The following is a 21233-nucleotide window of genomic DNA, read 5'->3' as shown; positions in this document are numbered from 1 at the left end:
AACTTAGAACTCCAGTCCGCCTTCACGAGCACCATCTGCCAGCGCTTTAACGCGGCCGTGGTACTTGAAGCCAGAACGGTCAAAGGCAACTTGAGATACACCGGCGGCTTTCGCGCGCTCAGCTACCAGCTTGCCAACCTTAGTGGCCGCGTCGATGTTGCCAGTGGCGCCATCACGCAGGTCTTTGTCCAAAGTCGAGGCGCTGGCCAGGACTTTGCTGCCGTCGGCCGAAATGACCTGGGCATAGATGTGCTGCGAGGAGCGGAACACGCAGAGACGCACGACTTCGAGTTCGTGCATTTTCAGGCGTGCTTTGCGAGCGCGACGCAGTCGAGTAACTTTTTTGTCGGTCATTTGCTATGCCCTACTTCTTCTTGGCTTCTTTACGACGGACGACTTCGTCCGCGTAACGCACACCCTTGCCTTTGTACGGCTCTGGTGGACGGAAGTCGCGGATTTCAGCGGCCACCTGACCTACCAGCTGCTTGTCGATACCCTTGATCAGGATGTCGGTCTGGCTAGGGGTCTCAGCGGTGATGCCCTCAGGCAGTTCATAATCCACTGGGTGCGAGAAGCCGAGCGCCAGGTTCAGCACGGTGCCCTTGGCTTGCGCCTTGTAACCAACACCGACCAGCTGGAGCTTGCGCTCGAAGCCTTGGCTTACGCCCTGGACCATGTTGTTCACGAGTGCACGGGTAGTGCCGGCCATTGCGCGAGTTTGTTGGTCGCCGTTGCGAGCAGCGAAACGCAGCTCACCAGCTTCTTCAACAACTTCAACGGACGAGTGAACGTTCAGTTCGAGAGTGCCCTTGGCACCCTTCACCGAAAGCTGTTGGCCGACGAATTTGACTTCGACACCGGCTGGCAGCTTAACGGGGTTCTTAGCGACGCGAGACATGCTTATCCCCCCTTAGAACACTGTGCAGAGTACTTCGCCGCCGACACCGGCAGCGCGCGCAGCACGATCAGTCATCACACCTTTGTTGGTGGAGACGATAGACACGCCCAGACCGCCACGTACTTTCGGCAGTTCTTCGACGGACTTGTACTGACGCAGGCCTGGACGACTTACGCGCTTGACTTCCTCGATGACCGGACGGCCTTCGAAGTATTTCAGCTCGATGGACAGCGAAGGTTTGACTTCACTGCTGACCTGATAACCCGCGATGTAACCTTCGTCTTTCAGAACTTTGGCTACAGCCACCTTCAGGGTCGAGGACGGCATGCTTACGACGGACTTTTCAGCCATCTGGGCATTACGGATTCGAGTTAGCATGTCCGCTAACGGGTCCTGCATACTCATGGGCTAGACGCTCCTGATACAAGAAAAATTAGCCTTTCGGCTACTACAGTCACCTGAACACAACGGGCAAAAAACCCGGGCTCAGGTGAGCCGGTCATTCTAGACACATCCCAGAAACGAAACAAGCCCCATAAGGGGCTTGTTTCGTTGCAAGATCACCGGCGGTCGGAAGATCACTCCCCCGCCGCCAGGGCCCTGCCGGTACGTCTTACCAGCTGGCTTTGACCAGACCTGGAACGTCACCGCGCATTGCTGCTTCACGCAGCTTGTTACGGCCGAGGCCGAACTTGCGGTAAACGCCGTGTGGACGACCGGTGATGCGGCAACGGTTACGCATGCGCGAGGCGCTTGCGTCACGTGGCTGCTTCTGCAGAGCGATCGAGGCTGCCCAACGTTCTTCTGGAGTTGCATTCAGATTAACGATGGTAGCTTTGAGCTCAGCACGCTTCTTGGCGTATTTAGCAACCGTGAGCTGACGCTTCAGCTCGCGGTTTTTCATGCTCTTCTTGGCCATTTTCCTACTCCAATCAGTTGCGGAACGGGAATTTGAAAGCGCGCAGCAGAGCGCGACCTTCGTCATCCGTACGAGCAGTGGTGGTCAGGGTAATGTCCAGACCGCGCAGAGCATCGATCTTGTCGTAGTCGATTTCCGGGAAGATGATCTGCTCTTTCACGCCCATGCTGTAGTTGCCACGACCGTCGAAGGACTTGGCATTCAGGCCGCGGAAGTCGCGAACCCGAGGCAGGGAGATCGCCAGCAGGCGGTCCAGGAATTCGTACATACGATCACGGCGCAGAGTGACTTTGACGCCGATCGGCCAGCCCTCACGGACTTTGAAGCCCGCGATGGATTTCCGAGCGAAAGTCACAACGGCTTTTTGACCGGTGATCTTCTCGAGGTCAGCTACAGCGTGCTCGATGACTTTCTTGTCGCCGACAGCTTCGCCCAGACCCATGTTCAGGGTGATCTTGGTAACGCGCGGAACTTCCATCACGTTCGCCAGCTTAAGTTCTTCCTTAAGCTTGGGAGCAATTTCCTTCCGGTAAATCTCTTTCAGTCGTGCCATGGTCTTCTACCTAGCAGTGTTCAAGCATCAACCGCTTTTTGGGTCGACTTGAAGACACGAATTTTTTTGCCTTCTTCTACTTTGAAACCAACGCGGTCAGCCTTGTTGGTTTCGCCGTTGAAGATGGCGACGTTGGAAGCGTGCAGTGGCGCTTCTTTCTCGACGATACCGCCTTGTACGCCCGACATAGGGTTAGGCTTGGTATGACGCTTCACCAGGTTGATCCCACCAACGACCAGACGGTCGTCAGCGAGAACCTTGAGCACCTTACCGCGCTTACCTTTGTCTTTGCCGGCGATCACGATGATCTCGTCGTCACGACGAATCTTTTGCATGTCGGATCTCCTTACAGCACTTCTGGGGCGAGCGAGACGATCTTCATGAACTTCTCAGTACGAAGTTCACGGGTCACTGGCCCAAAGATACGGGTGCCGATCGGCTCTTGCTTGTTGTTCAGCAGAACAGCAGCATTGCCATCAAAGCGGATGATGGAGCCGTCAGCACGACGGACACCGTGGCGAGTGCGGACTACAACAGCAGTCATCACCTGGCCTTTCTTCACTTTACCGCGAGGAATTGCTTCCTTGACGGTTACCTTGATGATGTCACCGATACCGGCGTAGCGACGGTGCGAACCGCCGAGCACCTTGATGCACATGACGCGACGAGCGCCGCTGTTATCGGCCACATCGAGCATGGATTGAGTCTGAATCATAAAATTTCTCCGACCCCTAGCCCTTAGACTTCAACAGCGCGTTCGAGAACTTCAACCAGTGCCCAGGACTTGGTCTTGGCCAGCGGACGAGTCTCGCGGATGGAGACCTTGTCGCCGATGTGGCACTGGTTGGTTTCGTCGTGCGCGTGCAGCTTAGTCGAACGCTTAACGTATTTACCGTAGATCGGGTGCTTTACGCGACGCTCGATCAGTACGGTGATGGTTTTGTCCATCTTGTCGCTGACGACACGGCCAGTCAGCGTACGGACGGTTTTTTCAGCTTCAGCCATGATCACTTACCTGCCTGCTGGTTGAGCACAGTTTTCACGCGAGCGATGTCACGCTTAACTTGCGAGAGCAGGTGCGACTGCCCCAACTGGCCAGTTGCCTTCTGCATACGCAGATTGAACTGGTCGCGCAGCAAGCCGAGCAGTTGCTCGTTCAGCTGCTGTGCTGATTTTTCACGAAGTTCATTCGCTTTCATCACATCACCGTCCGCTTAACAAAGGAGGTGGCGAGAGGCAGCTTTGCAGCCGCCAAGGCGAATGCCTCACGCGCCAGCTCTTCAGAAACACCCTCGATCTCGTACAGGACCTTGCCTGGCTGGATCTGGGCAACCCAGTACTCCACGGAACCCTTACCTTTACCCATCCGCACTTCGAGAGGCTTCTTGGAGATCGGCTTGTCCGGGAATACACGGATCCAGATCTTGCCGCCACGTTTTACGTGACGGGTCAGGGCACGACGTGCCGATTCGATCTGGCGAGCGGTGAGACGACCGCGAGCAACAGCTTTCAGAGCAAACTCGCCGAAGCTGACTTTGCTACCGCGCAGTGCCAGACCACGGTTGTGGCCAGTCATCTGCTTGCGGAATTTTGTACGCTTTGGTTGCAACATTTGGCGTACCCCTTACTTAGCAGCTTTTTTACGAGGCGCTGGTGCTTGTGGTTTCAGTTCTTCTTGGCGACCACCAATAACTTCGCCTTTGAAAATCCAAACCTTCACACCGATCACACCGTAAGTGGTGTGAGCTTCGTAAGTGGCATAGTCGATGTCGGCACGCAGGGTGTGCAGTGGCACACGACCTTCGCGATACCATTCAGTACGTGCGATTTCAGCACCGCCGAGACGACCGCTCACCTGGATCTTGATGCCCTTGGCACCAATACGCATGGCGTTCTGTACGGCGCGCTTCATGGCGCGACGGAACATCACACGACGCTCCAGCTGCTGAGCTACGCTCTGAGCTACCAGCATACCGTCGAGTTCCGGCTTGCGGATCTCTTCGATATTGATGTGCACAGGCACACCCATTTGCTTGGTCAGGTCCTGACGCAGTTTCTCAACATCTTCACCTTTCTTCCCGATAACGATACCTGGACGAGCGGTGTGGATGGTGATGCGTGCAGTTTGAGCCGGACGATGGATATCGATACGGCTAACGGACGCGCTTTTTAGTTTGTCTTGGAGGTACTCACGCACATTCAGATCTGCGAGCAAATAGTCCGCATAAGTCCGACCGTCTGCGTACCAGACGGAGGTGTGCTCCTTGACGATTCCCAGGCGAATGCCAGTGGGATGTACTTTCTGACCCATCTGATCGACTCCGTTACTTGTCCGCAACCTTGACAGTGATATGGCAAGACCGCTTGACGATGCGATCAGCGCGGCCTTTGGCACGCGGCATGATGCGCTTCAGCGAACGCCCTTCGTTGACGAAAACGGTGGAGACCTTCAGGTCATCAACGTCTGCGCCTTCGTTATGCTCGGCGTTGGCTACGGCCGACTCGAGGACTTTCTTCATGATTTCAGCGGCTTTTTTGCTGCTGAAGGCCAACAGGTTGAGCGCTTCGCCCACCTTCTTCCCGCGGATCTGGTCGGCGACCAAGCGGGCTTTCTGGGCGGAGATGCGAGCGCCCGACAACTTAGCGGCTACTTCCATTTCCTTACCCCTTAACGCTTGGCTTTCTTGTCAGCCACGTGCCCGCGGTAGGTGCGGGTACCGGCGAACTCGCCCAGTTTATGGCCGACCATGTCTTCGTTCACGAGAACTGGGACGTGTTGGCGACCGTTGTGTACCGCGATGGTCAGACCGACCATTTGTGGCAGGATCATCGAACGGCGCGACCAGGTCTTAACTGGTTTGCGATCGTTCTTTTCCGCCGCCACTTCGATCTTCTTCAGTAGGTGAAGATCGATAAAAGGACCTTTTTTCAGAGAACGTGGCACTGTCGTATCCCTCTATTTACTTGCGACGACGGACGATCATTTTGTCGGTACGCTTATTACCACGAGTCTTCGCGCCCTTAGTCGGGAAGCCCCATGGCGATACCGGATGACGACCACCGGAGGTACGACCTTCACCACCACCATGTGGGTGGTCAACCGGGTTCATGGCAACACCACGAACGGTTGGGCGAACGCCACGCCAGCGTTTGGCACCAGCTTTACCCAGCGAACGCAGGCTGTGCTCGGAGTTCGAGACTTCGCCCAGGGTCGCACGGCACTCAGCCAGGACTTTACGCATTTCACCAGAGCGCAGACGCAGGGTCACATAGACACCTTCGCGAGCGATCAGCTGAGCCGAAGCACCAGCGGAACGAGCGATCTGTGCACCTTTGCCCGGCTTCAGTTCGATGCCGTGAATGGTGCTACCCACTGGAATGTTGCGCAGTTGCAGGGAGTTGCCTGGCTTGATTGGAGCCAGAGCACCTGCGATCAGCTGGTCGCCAGCACTCACGCCTTTAGGGGCGATGATGTAGCGGCGCTCGCCGTCTGCGTAGCAGAGCAGTGCGATGTGAGCAGTACGGTTCGGGTCGTATTCGATACGCTCGACAGTGGCGACGATGCCGTCCTTGTCGTTGCGACGGAAGTCGACCATACGGTAATGCTGCTTATGACCACCACCTACGTGACGCGTAGTGATGCGGCCATTGTTGTTACGACCACCAGACTTCGATTTCTTCTCGAGCAGCGGTGCGTGAGGAGCGCCTTTATGCAGCTCCTTGTTGACCACCTTGACCACGAAACGGCGGCCAGGGGAAGTCGGTTTGCATTTAACGATTGCCATGATGCACCCCTTCCTTACTCAGCACTGCTGCTGAAATCGAGATCTTGGCCGGGTTGAAGGGAGATGATCGCCTTCTTCCAGTCATTACGCTTGCCCAGACCGCGAGCGGTACGCTTGGTCTTACCCAGAACGTTCAGGGTAGTCACGCTTTCCACTTTCACGCTGAACAGGCTTTCGACGGCCTTCTTGATTTCCAGCTTGGTTGCGTCGGTAGCAACCTTGAAAACGAACTGGCCTTTCTTGTCAGCCAGAACCGTGGCCTTCTCGGAAACGTGCGGGCCAAGTAGAACTTTAAATACGCGTTCCTGGTTCATCCCAGCAGCTCCTCGAATTTCTTCACGGCCGACACGGTGATCAACACCTTGTCGTATGCGATCAGACTGACCGGATCGGAACCCTGTACGTCACGTACGTCGACGTGCGGCAGGTTGCGAGCAGCCAGGTACAGATTCTGATCAACAGCATCAGAAACGATCAGTACGTCGCTCAGACCCATGCCGTTCAGTTTGTTCAGCAGGTCTTTGGTTTTCGGTGCTTCAACAGCGAAGTCCTGAACCACGACCAGACGGTCGGTACGCACCAGCTCGGCGAGGATGGAACGCATTGCTGCGCGGTACATCTTCTTGTTGAGCTTCTGCGAGTGGTCTTGAGGACGAGCTGCGAAAGTGGTACCGCCGCCACGCCAGATTGGGCTACGGATAGTACCGGCACGAGCGCGGCCAGTGCCTTTCTGACGCCATGGGCGCTTGCCGCCACCAGCAACGTCGGAACGGGTTTTCTGCTGCTTGGTGCCCTGACGGCCGCCGGCCATGTAGGCCACGACTGCTTGGTGTACCAGCGTCTCGTTGAATTCGCCGCCGAAAGTCAGTTCGGAAACTTCGATCGCTTGAGCGTCATTTACATTTAGTTGCATGTCAGCTTCCCCTTAACCGCGAGCCTTGGCAGCCGGACGCACAACCAGATTGCCGCCAGTAGCGCCAGGAACGGCACCCTTGACCAGCAACAGATTGCGTTCAGCGTCGACGCGCACTACTTCGAGGGACTGAACGGTCACGCGCTCGGCGCCCATGTGACCGGACATTTTTTTGCCCTTGAATACACGACCAGGAGTCTGGCACTGGCCGATAGAGCCCGGGACGCGGTGGGAAACGGAGTTACCGTGGGTATTGTCTTGACCGCGGAAATTCCAACGCTTGATGGTACCGGCAAAGCCTTTACCTTTCGACTGACCGGTAACGTCTACCATTTGGCCAGCAGCGAAGATTTCTGCATTGATCAAGTCGCCAGCCTGGTACTCGCCTTCTTCAAGACGGAATTCCCAGACACCGCGACCAGCGGCAACGTTCGCTTTAGCGAAGTGACCTGCTTGAGCAGCAGTCACACGCGAAGCGCGACGCTCGCCAACAGTGACTTGCACTGCGCGATAGCCATCAGTTTCTTCGGTTTTGAACTGGGTGACGCGATTCGGCTCGATCTCAATGACCGTGACCGGAATGGAGACACCTTCTTCGGTGAAAATACGGGTCATACCGCATTTACGACCGACTACACCAATAGTCATGTTGTAAACCTCATGAGTGTACGGGGCTTTCACCCGCTATGGCCGCCCATTTCAGAGCGTTACACGACTAAGACCCGAGTCTTAGCCGAGGCTGATCTGCACTTCCACGCCTGCCGCAAGATCGAGCTTCATAAGAGCATCAACGGTTTTATCCGTTGGCTGGACGATGTCCAGTACGCGCTTATGAGTACGGATCTCGTACTGGTCACGCGCGTCTTTGTTGACGTGCGGGGAGACCAGAACGGTGAACCGCTCTTTACGGGTAGGCAGTGGAATTGGACCACGCACTTGAGCACCAGTACGTTTCGCGGTTTCCACGATTTCCTGGGTGGATTGGTCGATCAGGCGATGGTCAAAAGCCTTCAACCTGATACGGATTTGCTGATTTTGCATTGGATTTCAGACTCCAGGCTGCTATTCCCACCGGGCGCACTACGCCCGTTAAAAGGAGGCGTGATTCTATAGACACCCCCACTGAGTGTCAACCCAATAAAAAAGCCCCCGCAAAAGCGGGGGCCTTTCTAAACGATCAACGATTACTCGATGATTTTGGCTACGACGCCGGCGCCGACGGTACGACCGCCTTCACGGATAGCGAAGCGCAGACCGTCTTCCATCGCGATGGTCTTGATCAGAGTGACAGTCATCTGGATGTTGTCACCTGGCATTACCATTTCAACGCCTTCTGGCAGCTCGCAGTTACCAGTCACGTCAGTAGTACGGAAGTAGAACTGTGGACGGTAGCCTTTGAAGAACGGAGTGTGACGGCCGCCTTCTTCCTTGCTCAGAACATAGACTTCTGCGGTGAACTTGGTGTGCGGCTTGACCGAACCTGGCTTGACCAGAACCTGGCCACGCTCAACGTCGTCACGCTTGGTGCCGCGCAGCAGCACGCCGCAGTTCTCGCCAGCACGACCTTCGTCCAGCAGCTTGCGGAACATCTCAACACCGGTGCAGGTGGTGGTGGTGGTGTCACGCAGACCAACGATTTCCAGGGCGTCTTGAACGCGGACGATGCCACGCTCGATACGACCGGTAACAACGGTACCACGACCCGAGATCGAGAATACGTCTTCGATTGGCATCAGGAACGGCTTGTCGATAGCGCGCTCAGGCTCTGGGATGTAGGTATCCAGAGTCTCAACCAGCTTCTTGACAGCGGTGGTGCCCATTTCGTTGTCGTCTTTGCCTTCCAGCGCCATACGAGCCGAACCGATGATGATCGGGGTATCGTCGCCTGGGAAGTCGTAGGTGGACAGCAGGTCGCGAACTTCCATCTCGACCAGTTCCAGCAGCTCAGCGTCGTCTACCAGGTCAGCCTTGTTCAGGAAGACCACGATGTACGGAACGCCAACCTGACGGGACAGCAGGATGTGCTCACGGGTTTGTGGCATCGGACCATCGGCAGCCGAGCAAACCAGGATCGCGCCGTCCATCTGGGCAGCACCGGTGATCATGTTCTTCACGTAGTCAGCGTGACCTGGGCAGTCGACGTGAGCGTAGTGACGAATGGTCGAGTTGTACTCAACGTGAGCGGTGTTGATGGTGATACCGCGAGCTTTCTCTTCTGGAGCGCTGTCGATCTTGTCGAATTCAACGACTGCGGAACCGAAAACTTCGGAGCAGACGCGAGTCAGAGCTGCGGTCAGAGTGGTTTTACCGTGGTCAACGTGACCGATGGTGCCAACGTTGACGTGCGGAAGGGAACGATCAAATTTTTCTTTAGCCACGACAATTAACTCCTAGCCTAAAGGACTGAATCAGCCTTGTTTTTTAACGAGCGCTTCGACGATGTTCGACGGAGCCTCAGCGTATTTGGAGAATTCCATGGAGTAGCTCGCGCGACCCTGGGACATGGAACGAACGTCGGTCGCATAACCGAACATCTCTCCGAGCGGAACTTCAGCACGGACAACCTTGCCGGACACCGAATCTTCCATACCCTGGATCAGACCACGACGACGGTTCAGGTCACCCATCACGTCACCCATGTAGTCCTCAGGGGTCACAACTTCTACCTTCATGATCGGCTCAAGCACCTTACCGCCGCCTTTGGCTGCGAGTTGCTTGGTCGCCATGGAGGCCGCCACCTTGAACGCCATCTCGTTAGAGTCGACGTCGTGGTAGGAACCATCAAACACGGTTGCCTTCAGGCCGATCAGCGGATAGCCGGCAACGATGCCGTTCTTCATCTGCTCTTCGATACCCTTCTGGATCGCCGGGATGTATTCCTTCGGAACCACACCACCCACAACCTCGTTGGTGAAAACCAGGCCTTCGGTGATGTTGCCGTGTGCGTCCACGTCTGGCTGCGAGAAGCGGATCCAGCAGTGACCGAACTGACCGCGACCACCGGACTGACGAACGAACTTGCCTTCGATTTCGACGTTGTCTTTGGTGATCTGCTCGCGATAGGAAACCTGCGGCTTACCGATGTTGGCTTCGACGTTGAATTCGCGCTTCATGCGGTCAACGAGGATGTCCAGGTGAAGCTCGCCCATACCCGAGATGATGGTCTGGCCGGTTTCTTCGTCGGTCTTGACGCGGAACGACGGGTCTTCCTGAGCCAGCTTGCCCAGTGCGATACCCATCTTTTCCTGGTCCTGCTTGGTTTTCGGCTCGACAGCTACCGAAATCACAGGCTCAGGGAAGTCCATACGCTCGAGGATGATCGGCTTGTCGGCGTTGCACAGGGTGTCACCAGTGGTGACGTCCTTCATGCCGATCAGAGCAGCGATGTCGCCGGCCAGTACTTCCTTGATTTCTTCACGCTGGTTGGCGTGCATCTGCACCATACGACCAACGCGCTCTTTCTTGCCTTTGACCGAGTTGATCACGGAGTCGCCGGACTGCAGCATACCCGAGTAAACACGGACAAAAGTCAGAGTACCAACGAACGGGTCGGTGGCAATCTTGAACGCCAGAGCCGAGAACGGCTCGTTGTCGTCGGCATGACGCTCGTCGTAGTCGGCGTCGACCAGCTCTTCCTTTGGCTTCTCGATCAGGTCAGGGTGGATACCCTTGATCGCAGGAATCTCGGTAGGAGCAGGCAGGAAGTCGATAACGGCGTCGAGAACCAGGGGAACGCCCTTGTTCTTGAACGACGAACCACAGACAGCCGGAACGATCTCGCTGGCCAGGGTACGCGCGCGCAGACCGGCCTTGATTTCTTCGACGGTCAGCTCTTCGCCTTCCAGGTACTTGTTCATCAGCTCTTCGCTGGACTCGGCAGCCGCTTCAACCATGTTGGAGCGCCACTCTTGAGCCAGCTCCAGCATATCAGCAGGAATTTCTTCCTCGCGATAGGTGGTGCCTTTGTCGTCTTCGTTCCAGTAGATAGCCTTCATCTTGATCAGATCGACCTGACCCTGGAAGTTCTCTTCCGAACCGATGGCCAGCTGAACAGGAACCGGGGTGTGACCCAGACGGTTCTTGATCTGACCTACGACGCGCAGGAAGTTGGCACCGGCACGGTCCATCTTGTTCACGTATACAACACGTGGAACGCCGTACTTGTTGGCTTGACGCCATACGGTTTCGGACTGTGGCTCAACGCCGGAGGTACCGCAGAACACAACGACAGCGCCGTCGAGTACACGCAGCGAACGCTCAACTTCAATGGTGAAGTCAACGTGGCCGGGGGTATCGATGACGTTTACGCGGTAGTTGTCATACTGACCCTTGGAGCCTTTCCAGAAGGTAGTGACAGCAGCGGAGGTAATGGTGATACCCCGCTCCTGCTCCTGCACCATCCAGTCGGTGGTCGCGGCGCCATCATGCACCTCGCCCAGTTTGTGGCTCAGGCCTGTGTAGAACAGGATCCGCTCGGTAGTAGTGGTCTTGCCCGCGTCAACGTGCGCGCAAATACCAATGTTACGGTAGCGGTTGATTGGTGTAGTACGAGCCATAGAGCCCTCGCAAAAATAGTGATGCCTGAATTAGAAGCGGTAGTGCGAGAACGCTTTGTTGGCTTCGGCCATACGGTGTACGTCTTCACGCTTCTTGACTGCAGCACCTTTGCCTTCAGCAGCATCCAGCAATTCGCCGGCCAGGCGCAGGGCCATAGACTTCTCGCCGCGCTTGCGCGCGTAGTCTACCAACCAGCGCATTGCCAGGGCGTTACGACGGGACGGACGAACTTCGACCGGAACCTGGTAAGTAGCACCGCCAACACGGCGCGACTTCACTTCGACCAGCGGAGCGATGGCGTCGAGAGCTTTCTCGAAGATTTCCAGGGGATCGCTGTTCTTGCGTTCTTTGACCTTGTCCAGCGCACCGTAAACGATACGCTCGGCAACGGCCTTCTTGCCGCTTTCCATCACGTGGTTCATGAACTTGGCGAGAATCTGCGATCCGTATTTTGGATCGTCCAGAATCTCACGCTTGGCTGCTACACGACGTCTTGGCATTGATAAGCCCTCAAACGGTCTTCAGGTTAGCTCGGGACAGGGAACCCAGAGGTTGCGTGCCCGACCTTACTCTTATCGACTCAATAAAATTGATAACTGCAAATTGCTGCAAACGGCCGATTACTTCGGACGCTTGGTACCGTACTTCGAACGACCTTGGTTACGACCTTTGACGCCGGAGGTATCCAGGGAGCCGCGAACGGTGTGGTAACGAACACCTGGCAAGTCTTTTACACGACCGCCGCGGATCAGTACCACGCTGTGCTCTTGCAGGTTGTGGCCTTCACCACCGATGTACGAGGAAACCTCGAAACCGTTGGTCAGACGCACACGGCATACTTTACGCAGTGCCGAGTTAGGTTTTTTCGGCGTGGTGGTGTACACACGGGTGCACACGCCACGACGTTGCGGGCAGTTCTGCAGCGCAGGAACGTCGGATTTCTCGACGATACGCTTACGCGGCTGACGTACCAGCTGGTTGATAGTTGCCATCTACTAGCTCCACTGTTGTCTTGCGACGCTATTGTCTTGCAAGAAAAGCAAAATGGCAGGACGAAGTCCCACCAAATTTAGGGGTACAAGAGTCTAAAGAGGATCTTGCCCCTCGTCAAGGCAAGGCCCCGACATCCCCCACCCTCCCCTTCGCAACAGATTATGTCGCGAAGATCGGGTGAGGGCCGCCAGGGCCCTACGCTTTAGTTGCCGCTGGAGTTCAGCGCTTCGGTCAGTGCAGCTTCCACTTCACTGGCGCTAACACGCAACGGCTTGTCGGCATCACGGCGACGCTTGCGCTCGCTGTGGTAGGCCAGACCGGTACCGGCCGGGATCAGACGACCCACGACCACGTTTTCTTTCAGGCCGCGCAGGTAGTCGCGCTTGCCGGTTACCGCCGCTTCGGTCAGTACGCGGGTGGTTTCCTGGAAGGAAGCCGCCGAGATGAACGATTCGGTGGACAGCGAGGCCTTGGTGATACCCAGCAGTACACGAGTGAACTTGGAGACAAACTTGTCTTCCGCGCCAAGGCGCTCGTTCTCTACCAGTACCTGGGTCAGTTCCATCTGGTCGCCCTTGATGAAGCTGGAGTCACCCGACTCGGCAATCTCGACCTTACGCAGCATCTGACGCAGGATGGTCTCGATGTGCTTGTCGTTGATCTTCACGCCTTGCAGACGGTAAACGTCCTGGATCTCGTTGACGATGTACTTGGCCAGCGCGCTAACACCCAGCAGACGCAGAATGTCGTGCGGATCGCTAGGACCGTCCGAGATGACTTCGCCGCGGTTCACTTGTTCGCCTTCGAAGACGTTCAGGTGACGCCACTTCGGAATCAGCTCTTCGTACGGATCGCTGCCATCGTTCGGGGTGATGACCAGACGGCGCTTGCCCTTGGTCTCTTTACCGAAGGCGATGGTACCGCTGACTTCAGCCAGAATCGAGGCTTCTTTCGGACGGCGCGCTTCGAACAGGTCGGCAACGCGCGGCAGACCACCGGTGATGTCACGGGTCTTGGACGTTTCTTGCGGGATACGCGCGATAACGTCACCAACACCGATCTGTGCACCGTCAGCCACACCGACCAGGGCGTTGGCTGGCAGGAAGTACTGAGCCGGTACGTCGGTACCTGGCAACAGCAGATCCTTGCCGCTGGCGTCGACCATCTTGATTGCAGGACGGATTTCCTTGCCTGCAGCCGGACGGTCTTTGACGTCCAGAACCTCGATGTTGGTCAGGCCGGTCAATTCGTCGGTCTGACGCTTGATCGTGATGCCTTCTTCCATGCCCACGAAGGTCACGGTACCTTTCATTTCGGTAACGATCGGGTGGGTGTGCGGGTCCCACTTGGCGACGATGGCGCCAGCGTCGACCTTGTCGCCTTCCTTCACCGAAATCACGGCGCCGTAAGGCAGCTTGTAACGCTCGCGCTCACGACCGAACTCGTCGGCAATCGCCAACTCGCCGGAACGCGATACGGCAACCAGGTTGCCGTCGGCACGCTCAACCTGCTTGAGGTTGTGCAGACGAACCATACCGCCGTTCTTCACCTGGACGCTGTCGGCAGCCGAGGTACGGCTTGCAGCACCACCGATGTGGAACGTACGCATGGTCAGCTGGGTACCCGGCTCACCGATCGACTGTGCAGCGATAACGCCGACAGCTTCACCGATGTTCACCTGGTGACCGCGAGCCAGGTCGCGACCGTAGCACTTGGCGCAGATGCCGTAGCGGGTTTCGCAGCTGATCGGCGAACGCACGATCACTTCGTCGATGCTGTTCAGCTCGATGAACTCGACCCACTTCTCGTCGACCAGAGTACCGGCCGGAACGATGACGTCGTCGGTGCCAGGCTTGAACACGTCACGGGCGATTACACGACCCAGTACGCGCTCACCCAGCGGCTCTACAACGTCGCCGCCTTCGATGTGCGGGGTCATGACCAGACCCTGCTCGGTGCCACAGTCGATCTCGGTAACCACCAGATCCTGCGCCACGTCTACCAGACGACGGGTCAGGTAACCGGAGTTCGCGGTTTTCAACGCGGTATCCGCAAGACCCTTACGCGCACCGTGAGTCGAGATGAAGTACTGCAGTACGCTCAGACCTTCGCGGAAGTTCGCGGTGATCGGCGTCTCGATGATCGAGCCGTCCGGCTTGGCCATCAGACCACGCATACCGGCCAACTGACGAATCTGAGCTGCCGAACCCCGGGCACCGGAGTCAGCCATCATGTACATCGAGTTGAAGGACTCCTGCTCGACTTCGTTGCCTTCGCGGTCGATGACCTTCTCTTTCGAGAGGTTGGCCATCATCGCCTTGGACACTTCGTCGTTCGCCTTGGACCACAGGTCGATGACCTTGTTGTACTTCTCGCCCTGGGTTACCAGGCCGGAGGCGTACTGGCTCTCGATCTCTTTCACTTCGTCGGTGGCAGCACCGATGATGCGGGCTTTTTCATCCGGGATAACGAAGTCGTTAACACCGATGGAAACGCCGGAGATGGTCGAGTAGGCAAAACCGGTGTACATCAGCTGGTCAGCGAAGATGACGGTCTCTTTCAAACCAACCACGCGGTAGCACTGGTTGATCAGCTTGGAGATCGCCTTTTTCTTCATCGGCTGGTTGACCACGTCGTACGACAGACCTGGCGGTACAACCTGGAACAGCAGTGCACGGCCGACAGTGGTGTCGACGATGCGGGTGTTCTTAACGCTGCCGCCATCACGATCGTTCACGGTTTCGTTGATACGAACCTTGATCTTGGCGTGCAGGGCCGCTTCGCCGGCGCGGAATACGCGGTCGACTTCCTGCAGGTCGGCGAATACGCGACCTTCGCCCTTGGCATTGATGGCTTCGCGGGTCATGTAGTACAGACCCAGTACAACGTCCTGCGAAGGAACGATGATCGGCTCACCGTTGGCTGGCGACAGGATGTTGTTGGTCGACATCATCAGCGCGCGCGCTTCGAGCTGGGCTTCCAGCGTCAGCGGCACGTGCACGGCCATCTGGTCACCGTCGAAGTCGGCGTTGTACGCGGCACAGACCAGCGGGTGCAGCTGGATGGCCTTGCCTTCGATCAGTACCGGCTCGAACGCCTGGATACCCAGACGGTGAAGGGTCGGTGCACGGTTGAGCAGTACGGGGTGTTCGCGAATCACTTCGGCAAGAACGTCCCACACCTCTGGCAACTCGCGCTCGACCATCTTCTTGGCGGCCTTGATGGTGGTCGCCAGACCACGCATTTCCAGCTTGCCGAAAATGAACGGCTTGAACAGCTCGAGGGCCATTTTCTTCGGCAGACCGCACTGGTGCAGACGCAGGGTCGGACCTACGGTAATTACCGAACGACCCGAGTAGTCAACGCGCTTACCGAGCAGGTTCTGACGGAAACGACCTTGCTTACCCTTGATCATGTCGGCCAGGGATTTCAGAGGACGCTTGTTCGAGCCGGTGATGGCGCGGCCGCGACGGCCGTTGTCGAGCAGTGCGTCGACCGCTTCCTGCAGCATGCGCTTTTCGTTGCGCACGATGATGTCAGGCGCAGACAGGTCGAGCAGGCGCTTCAGACGGTTGTTACGGTTGATCACCCGACGGTACAGGTCGTTCAGGTCGGAGGTCGCGAAACGACCGCCATCCAGCGGAACCAGTGGACGCAGGTCTGGCGGCAGAACCGGCAGAACGGTCAGGACCATCCACTCAGGCAGGTTGCCCGAGCCCTGGAAGGCCTCCATCAGCTTCAGTCGCTTGGACAGCTTCTTGATCTTGGTTTCCGAGTTGGTCTGCGGAATCTCTTCGCGCAGGCGGCCAATCTCGTGTTCCAGGTCGATAGCGTGCAGCAGTTCGCGGACGGCCTCGGCACCCATGCGGGCGTCGAAGTCATCGCCGAACTCTTCCAGCGCTTCGAAGTACTGCTCGTCGTTCAGCAGCTGACCTTTTTCCAGGGTGGTCATGCCCGGGTCGATAACGACATAGCTCTCGAAATAGAGAACGCGCTCGATATCACGCAGGGTCATGTCCATCAGCAGGCCGATACGCGACGGCAGCGACTTCAGGAACCAGATGTGGGCAACAGGCGAGGCCAGCTCGATGTGCGCCATGCGCTCACGACGAACTTTTGCCAGCGCGACTTCAACACCGCACTTCTCGCAGATCACGCCACGGTGCTTCAGGCGCTTGTACTTGCCGCACAGGCACTCGTAGTCCTTGACTGGGCCAAAGATCTTGGCGCAGAACAGGCCGTCACGCTCAGGCTTGAACGTACGGTAGTTGATGGTTTCCGGCTTTTTTACTTCACCGAACGACCACGAACGGATCATCTCAGGCGAGGCCAATCCGATACGGATGGCGTCGAACTCTTCGACTTGACCCTGGTTTTTCAGCAAATTCAGTAGGTCTTTCAAGGCCTTTCCTCCTGGCGGAGCAGGGAGCGGGCTTTTCAGCCGCGCTCCCGATTCGCGTCACGTGTTATTCGGTTTCCAGATCGATATCGATACCGAGCGAACGAATCTCTTTGATCAACACGTTGAAGGACTCGGGCATGCCCGGCTCCATACGGTGATCGCCGTCCACGATGTTCTTGTACATCTTGGTCCGACCGTTCACATCGTCCGACTTCACTGTGAGCATTTCTTGCAGGGTGTATGCCGCGCCGTATGCTTCCAGCGCCCACACTTCCATCTCCCCGAAACGCTGACCACCGAACTGCGCCTTACCACCCAGCGGCTGCTGGGTAACCAGGCTGTAAGAACCAGTGGAACGCGCGTGCATCTTGTCGTCCACCAAGTGGTTCAGCTTGAGCATGTACATGTAACCAACGGTCACTGGACGCTCGAACTTGTTGCCGGTACGACCGTCGAACAGCTGCATCTGACCGCTTTCCGGCATGTCTGCCAGTTTCAGCATGGCCTTGATTTCGCTTTCCTTGGCACCGTCGAAGACTGGAGTGGCCATTGGCACACCGCCTTTGAGGTTCTTCGCCAGGTCGAGGATTTCCTGGTCGGAGAAGTCTTCCAGGCTTTCCTGACGACCACCGATCTCGTTGTAGATCTCGGTGAGGAACTTGCGCAGCTCGATGACCTTGCGCTGCTCTTCGAGCATGCGGTTGATCTTCTCGCCCAGGCCCTTGGCCGCCAGGCCCAGGTGGGTTTCGAGGATCTGACCGACGTTCATACGCGAAGGTACACCCAACGGGTTGAGTACCACGTCCACCGGCGTACCGTTGGCGTCGTGCGGCATGTCTTCGACCGGCATGATCACGGAGACCACACCCTTGTTACCGTGACGACCGGCCATCTTGTCGCCCGGCTGGATGCGACGACGGATTGCCAGGTAGACCTTGACGATCTTCAGTACGCCCGGCGCCAGGTCATCGCCCTGCTGCAGCTTGCGCTTCTTGTCTTCGAACTTGTCGTCCAGCAGACGGCGACGATCAACGATGTAGGCCTGGGCCTTCTCGAGTTGCTCGTTCAGCGCGTCTTCGGCCATGCGCAGTTTGAACCACTGGCCGTGCTCCAGACCGTCCAGCACTTCGTTGGAGATGACCGAACCTTTCTTCAGGCCAGCACCACCTTCGACGACCTGACCGTTCAGGGCGCTGCGCAGACGTTCGAAGGTTGCGCCTTCAACGATGCGGAACTCTTCGTTCAGGTCCTTGCGGATCTCGTCCAGCTGCATCTTCTCGATGGACAGCGCACGGCTGTCGCGCTCGACGCCATCGCGAGTGAAGACCTGTACGTCGATGACAGTACCCTTGGTGCCGGTCGGCACACGCAGGGAGGTGTCTTTGACGTCGCTGGCCTTCTCGCCGAAGATCGCACGCAGCAGTTTTTCTTCTGGCGTCAGCTGGGTCTCGCCTTTTGGCGTGACCTTGCCGACCAGAATGTCGCCAGCGCCGACTTCAGCACCCACGTAGACGATACCGGCTTCGTCCAGCTTGTTCAGCGCAGCCTCACCCACGTTCGGGATGTCCGCGGTGATTTCCTCTGGGCCAAGCTTGGTGTCACGGGCCACACAGGTCAGTTCCTGGATGTGGATCGTGGTGAAGCGATCTTCCTGAACCACACGCTCGGACAGGCAGATGGAGTCTTCGAAGTTGAAGCCGTTCCACGCCATGAACGCGATGCGCATGTTCTGACCCAGAGCCAGCTCACCCATGTCGGTGGACGGGCCGTCGGCCATGATGTCGCTACGCTGAACCACATCACCCTTGCTCACCAGCGGACGCTGGTTGATGCAGGTGTTCTGGTTCGAGCGGGTGTACTTGGTCAGGTTGTAGATATCGACACCAGCTTCGCCGGTTTCAACTTCGTCATCTGCAACACGCACCACGATACGGCTGGCGTCGACGGAATCGATCACACCGCCACGACGAGCCACAACGCAAACGCCGGAGTCACGCGCAACGTTGCGCTCCATGCCGGTACCTACCAGCGGTTTGTCGGCGCGCAGAGTCGGTACAGCCTGACGCTGCATGTTCGAACCCATCAACGCACGGTTGGCGTCGTCGTGCTCGAGGAACGGAATCAACGATGCGGCAACAGAAACTACCTGCTTTGGCGAAACGTCCATCAGGGTGACGTCTTCCGGCGCCTTGACGGTGAATTCGTTCAGGTGACGGACCGCTACCAGTTCGTCGATCAGTTGCTTCTTCGCGTCCATCGTGGCCGAAGCCTGTGCGATGACGTGATCAGCTTCTTCGATCGCCGACAGGAACACGATGTCGTCGGTAACCACACCCTCTTTCACCACGCGGTACGGGCTCTCAAGGAAGCCGTACTGGTTGGTGCGGGCATAGGCCGCCAGGGAGTTGATCAGACCGATGTTCGGACCTTCAGGGGTCTCGATCGGGCACACGCGGCCGTAGTGGGTCGGGTGTACGTCACGGACTTCGAAGCCTGCGCGCTCACGGGTCAGACCACCAGGGCCGAGTGCCGAGACACGACGCTTGTGGGTGATCTCGGACAGCGGGTTGTTCTGGTCCATGAACTGGGACAGCTGGCTCGAACCGAAGAACTCCTTCACCGCCGCCGCTACCGGCTTGGCGTTGATCAGGTCTTGCGGCATCAGGCCTTCGCTTTCAGCCATGGACAGACGCTCTTTGACCGCGCGCTCTACACGCACCAGGCCAACGCGGAACTGGTTCTCGGCCATTTCGCCGACACAGCGCACGCGACGGTTACCCAGGTGGTCGATGTCGTCGACGATGCCTTTGCCGTTACGGATGTCGACCAGGGTCTTGAGGACCTCGACGATATCTTCCTTGCTCAGCACGCCCGAACCTTCGATCTCGGTACGACCGATACGACGGTTGAACTTCATGCGACCGACAGCCGACAGGTCGTAACGCTCGGCGCTGAAGAACAGGTTGTTGAACAGGGTCTCTGCGGCATCCTTGGTTGGCGGCTCGCCAGGACGCATCATGCGATAGATCTCGACCAGCGCTTCCAGTTGGTTGCTGGTGGAGTCGATCTTCAGGGTATCCGAGATGAACGGACCGCAGTCGATGTCGTTGGTATACAGGGTCTCGATGCGAACGACCTGAGCCTTGGCGATCTTCACCAGTGCCTCGGTGGTCAGCTCGGTGTTGCATTCGGCCAGGATTTCACCGGTAGCCGGGTGCACGATCGCCTTGGCGGTGGTGCGGCCCAGAACGTATTCCAGCGGCACGTCCAGGGATTTGACACCAGCCTTTTCCAGCTGGTTGATGTGGCGAGCGGTAATACGACGACCCTGCTCGACAATCACCTTGCCGCTGTCGTCATGGATGTCCATGACCGCGATTTCACCACGCAGGCGTTGTGGCACCAGTTCCAGGCTGAGCTTTTCGCCCGCCACGTGGAATACGTTGGTGGTGTAGAACGCGTTCAGCACTTCTTCGGTGGTGTAGCCCAGCGCGCGCAGCAGTACGGAAGCCGGCAGCTTGCGACGACGGTCGATACGGACGAATACACAGTCTTTCGGATCGAATTCGAAGTCCAGCCACGAGCCGCGGTAAGGAATGATCCGCGCCGAGTACAGCAGCTTGCCCGAGCTGTGCGTCTTGCCACGGTCGTGGTCGAAGAACACGCCTGGCGAGCGGTGCAGCTGGGAAACGATAACACGCTCGGTACCGTTGATTACGAAGGTACCGTTTTCAGTCATCAGGGGGATTTCACCCATGTAGACTTCTTGCTCTTTGATGTCCTTGATCGCTTTGTTCGACGATTCTTTGTCGAAAATGATCAGGCGGACTTTCACGCGCAGCGGTACCGCGTAGGTTACCCCGCGCAGTACGCATTCTTTGACATCAAAGGCCGGTTCGCCCAGACGATAGCCAACGTACTCCAGGGCAGCATTGCCGGAGTAGCTGATGATCGGGAAAACCGATTTGAAGGCCGCATGCAGGCCCACGTCGCGGAACTGATCTTTAGTCGCTCCCGCCTGCAAGAATTCACGATACGAATCCAGCTGGATGGCCAGGAGGTAAGGCACATCCATGACGTCCGGCAACTTGCTAAAGTCCTTGCGGATACGTTTTTTCTCAGTGTATGAGTAAGCCATCAGCGTTCCCCAGCTTGGTCACCTGCTTGTTTGGCTTCTCCCGACGGGAGCAGCCAGAAAATCGTGCAAACCCCA

General features: G+C 57.3%; 24 protein-coding genes. All 24 read right to left on the bottom strand.

The window, feature by feature from the left end; translation table 11 throughout:
• Positions 1 to 3: 3 nt before the first annotated feature.
• The 24 genes from rplR to rpoB all read right to left on the bottom strand — a co-directional run bounded on the left by rplR (position 4) and on the right by rpoB (position 21158).
• Complete coding sequence (gene rplR, locus ACPRTJ_RS12995; RefSeq protein ID WP_043861927.1) at positions 4 to 354, bottom strand: 50S ribosomal protein L18; 351 nt, start codon at positions 352 to 354, stop codon at positions 4 to 6.
• 10 nt (positions 355 to 364) lie between these two features.
• Positions 365 to 898: a 50S ribosomal protein L6 gene (gene rplF / locus ACPRTJ_RS12990; RefSeq protein ID WP_043861928.1), complete on the bottom strand. Its 534-nt coding sequence runs from the start codon at positions 896 to 898 to the stop codon at positions 365 to 367.
• 12 nt (positions 899 to 910) lie between these two features.
• Positions 911 to 1303 carry a 30S ribosomal protein S8 gene (gene rpsH / locus ACPRTJ_RS12985; protein WP_010220313.1) on the bottom strand — a complete coding sequence of 131 codons (393 nt, stop codon included), beginning with the start codon at positions 1301 to 1303 and terminating at the stop codon, positions 911 to 913.
• A 208-nt stretch (positions 1304 to 1511) separates the two neighbouring features.
• Positions 1512 to 1817 carry a 30S ribosomal protein S14 gene (gene rpsN / locus ACPRTJ_RS12980; protein ID WP_043861929.1) on the bottom strand — a complete coding sequence of 102 codons (306 nt, stop codon included), beginning with the start codon at positions 1815 to 1817 and terminating at the stop codon, positions 1512 to 1514.
• A gap of 13 nt (positions 1818 to 1830) precedes the next feature.
• Positions 1831 to 2370, bottom strand: coding sequence for a 50S ribosomal protein L5 (gene rplE, locus ACPRTJ_RS12975; protein ID WP_043861930.1), 540 nt, complete (start codon positions 2368 to 2370; stop codon positions 1831 to 1833).
• 20 nt (positions 2371 to 2390) lie between these two features.
• On the bottom strand, positions 2391 to 2705 hold the full coding sequence (gene rplX / locus ACPRTJ_RS12970; protein ID WP_008374158.1) for a 50S ribosomal protein L24: 315 nt from the start codon (positions 2703 to 2705) through the stop codon (positions 2391 to 2393).
• A gap of 11 nt (positions 2706 to 2716) precedes the next feature.
• Positions 2717 to 3085 (bottom strand): 50S ribosomal protein L14, encoded by a 369-nt coding sequence (gene rplN / locus ACPRTJ_RS12965; RefSeq protein ID WP_002555479.1) that lies wholly within the window; start codon positions 3083 to 3085, stop codon positions 2717 to 2719.
• Between the two features lie 23 nt (positions 3086 to 3108).
• Positions 3109 to 3375, bottom strand: coding sequence for a 30S ribosomal protein S17 (gene rpsQ / locus ACPRTJ_RS12960; RefSeq protein WP_008374160.1), 267 nt, complete (start codon positions 3373 to 3375; stop codon positions 3109 to 3111).
• Positions 3376 to 3377: 2 nt separating this feature from the next.
• Positions 3378 to 3569, bottom strand: coding sequence for a 50S ribosomal protein L29 (rpmC, locus tag ACPRTJ_RS12955; protein WP_002555481.1), 192 nt, complete (start codon positions 3567 to 3569; stop codon positions 3378 to 3380).
• Positions 3569 to 3982 carry a 50S ribosomal protein L16 gene (gene rplP / locus ACPRTJ_RS12950; protein WP_003255479.1) on the bottom strand — a complete coding sequence of 138 codons (414 nt, stop codon included), beginning with the start codon at positions 3980 to 3982 and terminating at the stop codon, positions 3569 to 3571. The genes rpmC and rplP overlap by 1 nt, the downstream gene beginning before the upstream one ends.
• Positions 3983 to 3994: 12 nt before the next feature.
• On the bottom strand, positions 3995 to 4681 hold the full coding sequence (rpsC, locus tag ACPRTJ_RS12945; RefSeq protein WP_010220308.1) for a 30S ribosomal protein S3: 687 nt from the start codon (positions 4679 to 4681) through the stop codon (positions 3995 to 3997).
• A gap of 13 nt (positions 4682 to 4694) precedes the next feature.
• Entirely contained in the window at positions 4695 to 5027 is a 333-nt protein-coding gene (gene rplV, locus ACPRTJ_RS12940) for a 50S ribosomal protein L22 (protein ID WP_003103908.1), read from the bottom strand.
• Positions 5028 to 5038: 11 nt separating this feature from the next.
• A complete protein-coding gene (gene rpsS / locus ACPRTJ_RS12935) occupies positions 5039 to 5314 on the bottom strand; it encodes a 30S ribosomal protein S19 (protein WP_002555486.1) in 276 nt (91 codons plus the stop codon).
• 16 nt (positions 5315 to 5330) lie between these two features.
• The gene (rplB, locus tag ACPRTJ_RS12930; RefSeq protein WP_078481646.1) at positions 5331 to 6155 is read right to left on the bottom strand and encodes a 50S ribosomal protein L2; all 825 of its coding nucleotides are present in this window, start codon (positions 6153 to 6155) and stop codon (positions 5331 to 5333) included.
• Positions 6156 to 6169: 14 nt separating this feature from the next.
• Positions 6170 to 6469, bottom strand: a complete 300-nt coding sequence (gene rplW, locus ACPRTJ_RS12925) for a 50S ribosomal protein L23 (RefSeq protein WP_009397515.1) — start codon at positions 6467 to 6469, stop codon at positions 6170 to 6172.
• The gene (gene rplD / locus ACPRTJ_RS12920) at positions 6466 to 7068 is read right to left on the bottom strand and encodes a 50S ribosomal protein L4 (RefSeq protein WP_010220305.1); all 603 of its coding nucleotides are present in this window, start codon (positions 7066 to 7068) and stop codon (positions 6466 to 6468) included. Before rplD ends, rplW begins: the two co-directional genes overlap by 4 nt.
• A gap of 12 nt (positions 7069 to 7080) precedes the next feature.
• The gene (rplC, locus tag ACPRTJ_RS12915; protein ID WP_043861931.1) at positions 7081 to 7716 is read right to left on the bottom strand and encodes a 50S ribosomal protein L3; all 636 of its coding nucleotides are present in this window, start codon (positions 7714 to 7716) and stop codon (positions 7081 to 7083) included.
• Between the two features lie 81 nt (positions 7717 to 7797).
• Complete coding sequence (gene rpsJ, locus ACPRTJ_RS12910) at positions 7798 to 8109, bottom strand: 30S ribosomal protein S10 (protein WP_003186070.1); 312 nt, start codon at positions 8107 to 8109, stop codon at positions 7798 to 7800.
• A 143-nt stretch (positions 8110 to 8252) separates the two neighbouring features.
• On the bottom strand, positions 8253 to 9446 hold the full coding sequence (gene tuf, locus ACPRTJ_RS12905; RefSeq protein WP_043861932.1) for an elongation factor Tu: 1194 nt from the start codon (positions 9444 to 9446) through the stop codon (positions 8253 to 8255).
• A gap of 30 nt (positions 9447 to 9476) precedes the next feature.
• Positions 9477 to 11624, bottom strand: coding sequence for an elongation factor G (gene fusA, locus ACPRTJ_RS12900; RefSeq protein ID WP_043861933.1), 2148 nt, complete (start codon positions 11622 to 11624; stop codon positions 9477 to 9479).
• Between the two features lie 30 nt (positions 11625 to 11654).
• A complete protein-coding gene (rpsG, locus tag ACPRTJ_RS12895) occupies positions 11655 to 12125 on the bottom strand; it encodes a 30S ribosomal protein S7 (protein ID WP_008089143.1) in 471 nt (156 codons plus the stop codon).
• Positions 12126 to 12245: 120 nt separating this feature from the next.
• Positions 12246 to 12617, bottom strand: coding sequence for a 30S ribosomal protein S12 (gene rpsL, locus ACPRTJ_RS12890; RefSeq protein ID WP_003186084.1), 372 nt, complete (start codon positions 12615 to 12617; stop codon positions 12246 to 12248).
• Positions 12618 to 12820: 203 nt separating this feature from the next.
• The gene (gene rpoC / locus ACPRTJ_RS12885; protein ID WP_054916698.1) at positions 12821 to 17020 is read right to left on the bottom strand and encodes a DNA-directed RNA polymerase subunit beta'; all 4200 of its coding nucleotides are present in this window, start codon (positions 17018 to 17020) and stop codon (positions 12821 to 12823) included.
• Positions 17021 to 17084: 64 nt separating this feature from the next.
• Entirely contained in the window at positions 17085 to 21158 is a 4074-nt protein-coding gene (gene rpoB / locus ACPRTJ_RS12880) for a DNA-directed RNA polymerase subunit beta (RefSeq protein WP_043861935.1), read from the bottom strand.
• Positions 21159 to 21233 lie beyond the last annotated feature (75 nt).

Source organism: Pseudomonas palmensis (assembly GCF_049942755.1).
GTDB lineage: Bacteria > Pseudomonadota > Gammaproteobacteria > Pseudomonadales > Pseudomonadaceae > Aquipseudomonas > Aquipseudomonas palmensis.
Note: the sequence above shows the minus strand (reverse complement) of the source record. Positions and strands in the feature narration are given on the sequence as shown.

What these genes read in the sequence shown, in the direction of transcription:
- rplR (WP_043861927.1), bottom strand. Translation starts at nt 354, where the DNA reads ATGACCGACAAAAAAGTTACTCGACTGCGTCGCGCTCGCAAAGCACGC.
- rplF (WP_043861928.1), bottom strand. Translation starts at nt 898, where the DNA reads ATGTCTCGCGTCGCTAAGAACCCCGTTAAGCTGCCAGCCGGTGTCGAA.
- rpsH (WP_010220313.1), bottom strand. Translation starts at nt 1,303, where the DNA reads ATGAGTATGCAGGACCCGTTAGCGGACATGCTAACTCGAATCCGTAAT.
- rpsN (WP_043861929.1), bottom strand. Translation starts at nt 1,817, where the DNA reads ATGGCCAAGAAGAGCATGAAAAACCGCGAGCTGAAGCGTCAGCTCACG.
- rplE (WP_043861930.1), bottom strand. Translation starts at nt 2,370, where the DNA reads ATGGCACGACTGAAAGAGATTTACCGGAAGGAAATTGCTCCCAAGCTT.
- rplX (WP_008374158.1), bottom strand. Translation starts at nt 2,705, where the DNA reads ATGCAAAAGATTCGTCGTGACGACGAGATCATCGTGATCGCCGGCAAA.
- rplN (WP_002555479.1), bottom strand. Translation starts at nt 3,085, where the DNA reads ATGATTCAGACTCAATCCATGCTCGATGTGGCCGATAACAGCGGCGCT.
- rpsQ (WP_008374160.1), bottom strand. Translation starts at nt 3,375, where the DNA reads ATGGCTGAAGCTGAAAAAACCGTCCGTACGCTGACTGGCCGTGTCGTC.
- rpmC (WP_002555481.1), bottom strand. Translation starts at nt 3,569, where the DNA reads ATGAAAGCGAATGAACTTCGTGAAAAATCAGCACAGCAGCTGAACGAG.
- rplP (WP_003255479.1), bottom strand. Translation starts at nt 3,982, where the DNA reads ATGTTGCAACCAAAGCGTACAAAATTCCGCAAGCAGATGACTGGCCAC.
- rpsC (WP_010220308.1), bottom strand. Translation starts at nt 4,681, where the DNA reads ATGGGTCAGAAAGTACATCCCACTGGCATTCGCCTGGGAATCGTCAAG.
- rplV (WP_003103908.1), bottom strand. Translation starts at nt 5,027, where the DNA reads ATGGAAGTAGCCGCTAAGTTGTCGGGCGCTCGCATCTCCGCCCAGAAA.
- rplB (WP_078481646.1), bottom strand. Translation starts at nt 6,155, where the DNA reads ATGGCAATCGTTAAATGCAAACCGACTTCCCCTGGCCGCCGTTTCGTG.
- rplW (WP_009397515.1), bottom strand. Translation starts at nt 6,469, where the DNA reads ATGAACCAGGAACGCGTATTTAAAGTTCTACTTGGCCCGCACGTTTCC.
- rplD (WP_010220305.1), bottom strand. Translation starts at nt 7,068, where the DNA reads ATGCAACTAAATGTAAATGACGCTCAAGCGATCGAAGTTTCCGAACTG.
- rplC (WP_043861931.1), bottom strand. Translation starts at nt 7,716, where the DNA reads ATGACTATTGGTGTAGTCGGTCGTAAATGCGGTATGACCCGTATTTTC.
- rpsJ (WP_003186070.1), bottom strand. Translation starts at nt 8,109, where the DNA reads ATGCAAAATCAGCAAATCCGTATCAGGTTGAAGGCTTTTGACCATCGC.
- fusA (WP_043861933.1), bottom strand. Translation starts at nt 11,624, where the DNA reads ATGGCTCGTACTACACCAATCAACCGCTACCGTAACATTGGTATTTGC.
- rpsG (WP_008089143.1), bottom strand. Translation starts at nt 12,125, where the DNA reads ATGCCAAGACGTCGTGTAGCAGCCAAGCGTGAGATTCTGGACGATCCA.
- rpsL (WP_003186084.1), bottom strand. Translation starts at nt 12,617, where the DNA reads ATGGCAACTATCAACCAGCTGGTACGTCAGCCGCGTAAGCGTATCGTC.
- rpoB (WP_043861935.1), bottom strand. Translation starts at nt 21,158, where the DNA reads ATGGCTTACTCATACACTGAGAAAAAACGTATCCGCAAGGACTTTAGC.